Below are 4311 nucleotides of genomic sequence, written 5' to 3' on the forward strand. Positions count from 1 at the left end.
TTTCATATTCACCTCTTTTTTTAAAAGTCATTCTTTAATATTTGTATCCTTGAGGATGTTTTGAGTGCCAAGCCCAAGCAGTAGCAATTATATCGTCAATATTTTTATATGTCGGTTCCCATCCAAGAATTGATTTTGCTTTTTCACTACTTGTATATAGAGAATCTGGATCGCCAGGACGACGGTCAGAAAGAACCGCGGGTATTTCATGTTCTGTGACACGACGAGCTGCCTCAAGAATTTGAAGGTTTGAAAAACCTTCTTGACTTCCTAAATTGAAGAAATCAGATTGTCCTCCTGCCTTAAGATATTCCAAAGCCCTAACATGTGCATCAATTAAGTCTTCTACTTGAACATAATCACGAACATTAGTTCCATCAGGAGTATTATAATCATCTCCATAAATTTGGATGCTCTCTCTTTGTCCAAGAGCAACTTGCATTAAAATTGGAATCAAGTGCGTTTCACAAGTATGTGCTTCTCCAATTGAACCATCTGTCTTAGCACCAGCAACATTAAAGTACCTAAGCGCAACATAAGTCATATCCGTAGCTTGGCTTTGCCATTTCATGATTTGTTCCATCATTAATTTGCTTTGACCATAAGGATTAATTGGATTTGTTGGAGTCTCCTCAGTAATTGGCATAACATCAACTTTCCCAAAAGTTGCTGCAGTTGATGAAAAAACAACATGTTGTACATCAAATTCTTGCATTACTTCTAAAAGTGCAACTGCACCGTACGTATTATTGTCAAAGTATTTAAGTGGTTTTTCCATAGATTCACCAACAAGTGAAAATGCACAGAAATGCATAACACCTTCAATATCTTTCACTTCAGAAAATACCTTAGATAGGAAAGTTCTGTCACGAATATCTCCCTCATAAAAAGGGACACTTGCAGGAATAGCCTCTCTATGTCCAGTTGATAAGTTATCTACCACTGCAACATCATATCCTTTAGATAAAAGTTGATCTACTGCATGACTACCAATATATCCTGCACCACCCAAAACTAAAACTGTCATTTCTTTTTCTCCCTATGTCTTTTAATATATAGTAATTAAATTATTTAAAAAGCTCAAATCGTCACGTAATGATTTGAACCTTTATAATTGTGTATTCAACCAACTAATTCACATTTAGTACAGTAAATTTTGAGATCTTATTTCCCAAACTCTTTTTGAACTTCTTTAAGTGCTGCATTGAATACCTGGTCCATATCATAGTATTGATAATTTCCTAAACGACCACCCATAATAACGTTATCAAGATTATCAGCTTCTTTTCGATATTTTTTAAAAATTTCACTATTCTTATGGTCATTTACCGGATAGTAAGCTTCCTTGGTACGATCCCAATCTTGAGGAAATTCACTTGTAATAACTGTTACATTATCATCACCTTTTTGATCAAAATGGCGCCATTCCATTACTCGAGTAAATGGTACATCACGTTCGGTATAATTAATTACAGCATTACCCTGTTTATTATCAGTATCAAATGTCTCAGATTCAAAACGAACTGAACGGTATTCGAGCTCTCCATGCTTATACTCAAAGAAACGATCAATCATACCAGTATAAACAATACGTGGAAACTCTTCTAAATAAGTGTCCTTATTATCAAAAAAATCAACATCTGTTTGAACATCAATCAAATCAGAATCCAACATATTATCAAAAATTACTGTATATCCATCTACAGGAACTCCTTGATAACGGTGGTTAAAGTAGTTATTATCAAAAGTATATCGTACAGGTAAACGACGAATAATAAAGCTTGGAAGTTCAGTCGCTGAACGTCCCCATTGCTTTTCTGTATAACCTTTAATCAATTTTTCATAAATATCTGTACCAATCAAAGAGATAGCTTGTTCTTCAAGATTTTTAGGTGTACCAGTTATTCCTGCTGCCTGGCGTTGTTCTTCAATCTTAGCAGCAGCCTCTGCAGGTGTTTTAACTCCCCACATCTGGTAAAAAGTATTCATGTTAAATGGAAGATTATAAAGTTCTCCTTCATAATTTGCTACTACTTGGTTAATATATCCATTAAACTCTGTAAACTGATTTACATAATCCCAAACCTCTTTGTTGTCAGTATGGAAAATATGAGCCCCAAAATCATGAACATTGATACCATGTTCCTTATGAGTATACATATTTCCACCCACATGTGGACGTTTTTCAATTATAAGACTACGTTTTCCATGTTTAGCAGCTTCATGTGCAAAAATTGAACCATAAGGTCCTGCCCCAACTATTAAGTAATCATAGTCTCTCGTATTAAGTTTCATAAACTCTCAATTTCTCCTTGATCTCTTCTTGTCACTAAAGTAACATACAATAACATTTTATCATTATGTAGCAGGTATTTCAAACAGTTCTTAAAAACATACCTTAATATAAAAAACAATATTTAAAACAATATTTAAAACAATATTTAAAACAATATTTAAAACAATATTTAAAACAATATTAAAATCCTCTTAAATAAAATTAATAAGAGGATTTTTAATATCTACAGTGATTCTATATCTAATCTTTTACCCAAAACCTTACATAAGGCAAAACCAAATGATGAGCCAATGAAATTTAATAAAATATCACTTAATGCAAAAGTACCCAAATAAAAAGCATACTGAATTGTCTCCACCCCTAAAATAGTCACGAGAGCTATAACAACAAATTCATATTTATTAGCTTTAAAACCGTAAATCGCACCTAAAGGCATGAAGTATATTACATTTAATATAGCTTCCCTGATATCTCTTTGATCTGGTTTAATAAAATCAAAAACATCTAAGCTAATATCATGATAACTTTTAGCCTTCGTAAATAGAACAACAAATAATAAAAATAAATAAACAGTACTTGCCAGATAAAGATAAATTACCGAAACTTTTTTCAAATCCCACTGAATGTATGCGAGCCAAAGACAGATTGATAAAGACAATATTAAAGTAAATTTTGTATAAGGAAAGCGAGCCATAGTATTTGATAACCGTGGATAAGACGATAAAGTTGGATATGCTAAATACTCAATCACTAAATAGCTTACTAATACTGATATCAATAGTCCAATTATATATTTAATTATTCTCATAAATATCTCCAATCTATATAAAAAAGCAGTCACATACGACTACTTTTTTATATTATATACTTTAAAATCTTTTTTGTAAAAACTGAATACAAAACATTTTATTTTTTCAGTAAATTGTCTAAAGAAATATAAGCCATAGAGCCATCTTCAAGTTTAAACTGAGCCCAACCATTTTTTTGTGAATTATCTCCTTGAAGTAGTTGTAAGACAGTTATAATTTGTCCTCTCTTTAATTTAGTTTTTTCTTGAGAACTAGTATCTGCATTTGTAAATACTGATACCTCATCAACGTTTACTTGATAATCACTTGGAAAATTCACTTTTTTCTCTTCCACTTGAGAAGTAGATGTTGCATTCTCCTCAGTAGGCTGTGTTTGAGAAGTTATCTCTTCAGATGACGAAGAAGAATCAGACGTTTGATTTTTATCCACAGTTGATGGTTCCGTAGACTCACTAATCTTACTTTCAGTTGTTTGACTAGTCGTATTTGGAGTAGTTGTACCAAGACCATCATCCTCTGTTTTTTTACTATCATTTGTAACGGCAAACTTAGATTTATCATCTTTACTATCGCTTGATTTACTTTCTGATTCAATTGCATTAGGGATAGTGATTCTAGCAGTAGCTGCACGAGATGCCACTGCTGCATGAGGGTCTAAGTCTTGTTCAAGAACATACCAATTTGAAGTTTTATTTAAATACTCAACCTTATAAGAATAATGCGAGCTGTACTTATTATCAGGTCGTACTTCTAAAACTTTTCCGACCCATTGACGGTGAGCAACGATATTTGTTCCATTTGATTCTGCACCTGCTGAATTCTTAATTTGAACAGTTTGTCCAACCTTATATTTAGAAGAACTTACAGAAACCAAATCTTGTTCTGAAACATACCAATTGCTGATAATTTGACTACCTGATTTATATTCTACTTTATATGAATAAGCTGATGACCACTTATTATCAAGCTGAACTTTAGTTATCTTACCAATCCAGTTACGACGATTTACTAGACTAGTCCCATTTGTCTCAGTACCTGCCGTTGACTTTATTTGAACTTCCTGTCCAACCTTATACTTAGAAGCACTTACAGAAATTAAATCTTGCTCTGAGACATACCAGTTACTAACTGTCTGATTACCTGATTTATATTCAACACGATATGAATAAGCTGAAGACCACTTGTTGTCTGATTGTACTTTAGTTA

The 4311-nt window shown here is 32.6% G+C and carries 3 protein-coding genes and 1 pseudogene; all 4 read right to left on the minus strand.

Annotated features, from left to right (window positions below):
* Positions 1 to 34: 34 nt before the first annotated feature.
* The gene (gene galE / locus BG262_RS03220) at positions 35 to 1027 is read right to left on the minus strand and encodes a UDP-glucose 4-epimerase GalE (RefSeq protein WP_070787455.1); all 993 of its coding nucleotides are present in this window, start codon (positions 1025 to 1027) and stop codon (positions 35 to 37) included.
* A 137-nt stretch (positions 1028 to 1164) separates the two neighbouring features.
* On the minus strand, positions 1165 to 2295 hold the full coding sequence (gene glf / locus BG262_RS03225) for a UDP-galactopyranose mutase (protein ID WP_070787456.1): 1131 nt from the start codon (positions 2293 to 2295) through the stop codon (positions 1165 to 1167).
* A 224-nt stretch (positions 2296 to 2519) separates the two neighbouring features.
* Positions 2520 to 3104 (minus strand): VanZ family protein, encoded by a 585-nt coding sequence (locus BG262_RS03230; protein WP_070787457.1) that lies wholly within the window; start codon positions 3102 to 3104, stop codon positions 2520 to 2522.
* Between the two features lie 98 nt (positions 3105 to 3202).
* Positions 3203 to 4311 (minus strand): annotated as a pseudogene (locus tag BG262_RS10700) (hypothetical protein); the annotation flags it as partial.

Source organism: Floricoccus penangensis (genome assembly GCF_001832885.1).
Taxonomy (GTDB): Bacteria; Bacillota; Bacilli; order Lactobacillales; family Streptococcaceae; genus Floricoccus; species Floricoccus penangensis.